Below are 3,547 nucleotides of genomic sequence, written 5' to 3'. Positions count from 1 at the left end.
CGACACCATCGAATAGTAACGCGGACCTTCGGGTCCGCGTTTTTTGTATAACTACGCATCTTGGCTTCTTTCGCTGTATCCTATCTACCTACCGAATCATCGTGGATCGAAGGGGTAGCAATGGAGGCCATCGCAACCGAAGAGTATCCCAATCTCGCTCGTCTGGTTGAAATTACTAACGATGCCGTCGCGCTTTGTCATCGCGATGGTACGGTGCTGCATGTTAACAAGCAGTTCCTACGTCTTATTTCGAGTCCGCGTGATCTCGTGATCGATTGCGATATCAAAGACATTCTCTTTAGCGAGACCTTCGAGCGCGCCGCGGGCCATAAGCTGCCCTTTACCGTCGACGGCGTCGATAACACGCTCATGCTGAAACTGTTCGATGGTTCCTTCATTCCGGTGACTGTTCGCTCGCTATTGCTCAATCCCGCCGCCAACTACGACGCGCCGGCTGCAAGCCCCCATGTGCTCATCGTCATGCGAAGCCTCGAGGAACGCTATGCTCATGACCGCCAGACGCAACGGCTGCTCTCGGAGGTTCAGGCCGCGAATAAGCGCCTTTCCGGCACGCTCTCGGTAATTATGTCCACCGTGGGGTCCGAAGACCTTCCATCGCTTGTGGATACGGTTCTCAATAAACTCGTCGACACCCTTGATGCCGACGGAAGCGCTATCTATTTTTCAGAGAGCGGCGGTTTTAAGCTGCGTGGAATCTCGGACTCGCTGCATAGCTCGTATGTCCCTGAATTCGTGCCGTACGGATCGGGTGTGGCCTCGCATCTCCTTAAAGAATCGCGTTCATGCCGCTTCTCCATCGTACCGGCCGATGAAGGCGCATCGCCTATTTCCGGTGCGTTCTACGACCTCGACTCGCGCATCTCGCTTCCTGTTCGCGTCCAGGATATGCCGCCCTTTAAGACCATGATCGCCGTGCCCATCTTCTTCGGTACGCAGGTCCTCGGTGTCATCGAGCTCGGGTGGCGCCGCCATACAACGCCTCGAATGAACGAGGTCCGCGTGCTGGAAGTTATTTGCGATTACCTTTCCATCGAGCTCGTGGGCCTTATCACCGCCTTGCGCTCGCGTAAGACCGCCGGACTGACGCGCTCGCTCAATGCCTTGCGTGACAACTTGCTTTCCGTCGAGGGCGACGCTGCGGGCACCTACTCATTGCTCGGCTCCGAGTTGCGCCGAGTTCTTTCATGCCGGGTATGTCCCGTCATCCTCGATCAGGTTCGCGACTGCTATGTCGTTGACTTCGAGGGTGGCAGCCGCGTTGAGCTTCCCGGCGACCCGGATGACTTCTTCTCCATGCGTATGCCCGCCTCGCGCGCCGCGGGGCCCGTTGACTCTGCTGCCCCGCTGTCGGCTGGAGGCGTGCCGTCGCTCAAAAGCGCTCGCGTCGTTCGTGTCGACCGCACGACGCGAGCAGGCGACTGGTTGGCCGATCATGGCCTTCCGTGCCAGGGCGCCTTCGTAGATATGGGGGCACCCTTCGAGGACGCTGCGGATGATCTCGTGAGTGCGGAGGGGCCGGACGCCTTGAAGCTGGGAAGCATCCTGCCGCGCGATGCATCCGGCAAGGCTGTCGCGCCCCTGAGGTATTTCCTCCTGCTTCGCGATGGCTCCCAGGAGCCGATCGATGACCTCGAGTACGATTACCTCGTTCGACTCGTACACGACTTCGAGCTCATCACCAGTGGCGTTCGAAACAAGAAGGAGGAGCAGCGCATCGCGCAGACGCTTCAGGCGGGCATGAGGAGCTCCCTGGGTGCGGTTCCCGGCATCACCACCGATTCGCGATACTCTTCGGCGACGCGGCAGGCGCTGGTGGGCGGTGATTTCTACACGCTCATCCGTCTGCCCGATGATCGTGCGGTCATGATCTTGGGCGACGTTTCGGGCAAGGGCGTCGAGGCGGCCTCCATGTCTGCGCTGGTCAAGACGGCGCTCACGGCCTATGCCTGGGAGGGCCGCCCTCCTGCGGCGCTCGCGCGTGCGCTCAACAGCATGCTTATGAGCTTCTCGCGTCTCGAGACGTTCGCCACGATGTTCATTGCGAAGATCGACTTGCGCTCTCGCACCGCCACGTATTGTTCGGCGGGGCATCCGCCCGCGATGCTCATTCATCCACCGCACGAGGACGGGGACCGTGCAGGCGAGGTCGAGCTGCTCAGCGTTCAGTCGGGCGTCGTGGGCGCGTTCGATTCCATGGTGTATGAAAACGGCGTCTTCACGTTCGAGCCGGGCGACATGCTCTTCATGTATACCGACGGTGCCATCGAGGCGCGAGACGCCCAGGGCGGTTTCTTCGGCGAGGATCGCCTGCGCGATGTGCTCTTACGCGAGAGCGGTGCGGGTATCGAGGGCTTATGCGATACCGTGCTATCTGAACTCGACCGATTCTCGGGCTCGGCCCTCGATGACGATATCGCTCTGGTCGCCCTGCGATTCGATGGTGCGGGGGAGTAGGTCCATTCGGCAAACTTGCCGCCGGTAGGCTGTTTAGAGTTCCGCGAACACGGGAACTATAGTTGCATGAACGAATGGAACGACATAGCCGTGATCGCGCCCGCGCACGACATCGATATCATCACTGTGCCGCTGCTACGCGAACAGGTTGATGGATTGGTCGATGGCGGCGTGCGGCGCGTGCTCGTGAATTGCCAAAGCGTCTCGTTCATCGATTCGACGGGCCTGGCATTTCTGCTTTCGTGCGCCCGTCGCCTGTCCGGGCTTGGCGGGCTGCTTTCGCTTGTCAACGCATCGCCGTATGTCGTTCGTTTCCTGCAGATCGCGCGCTTGATCGATGCTCTGCATGTCACAGCTGCTAACAAGCCGCCCATTCCGGTCCTGTCGGCCGATGAGAGCCCGCTGTGGAGCAAGACGCTTTCGGTGAGCGAGGGTATCGAGAACCTGCCGTATTACCGCCATCGCGTTTCCGATCTGCTGTCCTCTCTGCCTATGACTGCGGAGGACCGCTTCGATACGGCCCTGGCTGCGGGCGAGGCGCTGTCCAATGCATATGATCATGCGTGCGGATGCTCGTGCTCCTTATCCATCTATGCATATCGCGACCGCGTCGTTATCGAGGTGGGTGACCGCGGCTGCGGATTCGAGCTCGGCGGTAATGAAGAGGTTGAGGCGAGCGAGATACGCGGTCGCGGCATCAAGCTTATGCGCATGCTGGTTGATAGCGTGGAGGTCGCACGGCGCTGCGATGGACGGGGCACCATGGTGCGTCTCATCAAGATGACGCGGTCTTCGTAGGCGTGCGCGGATGCCATCGCCTGTATCTTCTCGTATGACATGGTCTCCGTGCCACCTCGGTAGCCGGCTTTCCACCTGAGCCATGTGCGAATCGGGCGACTGGTATCGTATGCCCTGAAGCTCGCATGTGTACGCTTGCTTTGCCAAGAGGAACATAGATATAAAAAAAGAGCCGGTCATACAACCAGCTCTTCTATCATGCGATGGAGCGGACAACGGGGCTCGAACCCGCGACCCCAACCTTGGCAAGGTTGTGCTCTACCAACTGAGCCAT

2 protein-coding genes are annotated in these 3,547 nt (G+C 59.7%); both read left to right on the top strand.

The genetic code is table 11. From position 1 onward, the window contains the following. The first annotated feature begins 120 nt into the window (after window positions 1-120). On the top strand, window positions 121-2,475 hold the full coding sequence (locus I2E26_RS07320; RefSeq protein ID WP_195420208.1) for a SpoIIE family protein phosphatase: 2,355 nt from the start codon (window positions 121-123) through the stop codon (window positions 2,473-2,475). A gap of 66 nt (window positions 2,476-2,541) precedes the next feature. Continuing rightward, window positions 2,542-3,273 (top strand): anti-sigma factor antagonist, encoded by a 732-nt coding sequence (locus tag I2E26_RS07315; protein ID WP_195420207.1) that lies wholly within the window; start codon window positions 2,542-2,544, stop codon window positions 3,271-3,273. Window positions 3,274-3,547: the final 274 nt, after the last annotated feature.

It is taken from the genome of Collinsella sp. D33t1_170424_A12 (assembly GCF_015554865.1).
Classification (GTDB): domain Bacteria; phylum Actinomycetota; class Coriobacteriia; order Coriobacteriales; family Coriobacteriaceae; genus Collinsella.
The sequence above is the reverse complement of the archived record's forward strand: the minus strand, read 5'-3'. Positions and strand labels throughout refer to the sequence as shown.

What these genes read in the sequence shown, in the direction of transcription:
- I2E26_RS07315 (WP_195420207.1), top strand. Translation starts at nt 2,542, where the DNA reads ATGAACGAATGGAACGACATAGCCGTGATCGCGCCCGCGCACGACATC.
- I2E26_RS07320 (WP_195420208.1), top strand. Translation starts at nt 121, where the DNA reads ATGGAGGCCATCGCAACCGAAGAGTATCCCAATCTCGCTCGTCTGGTT.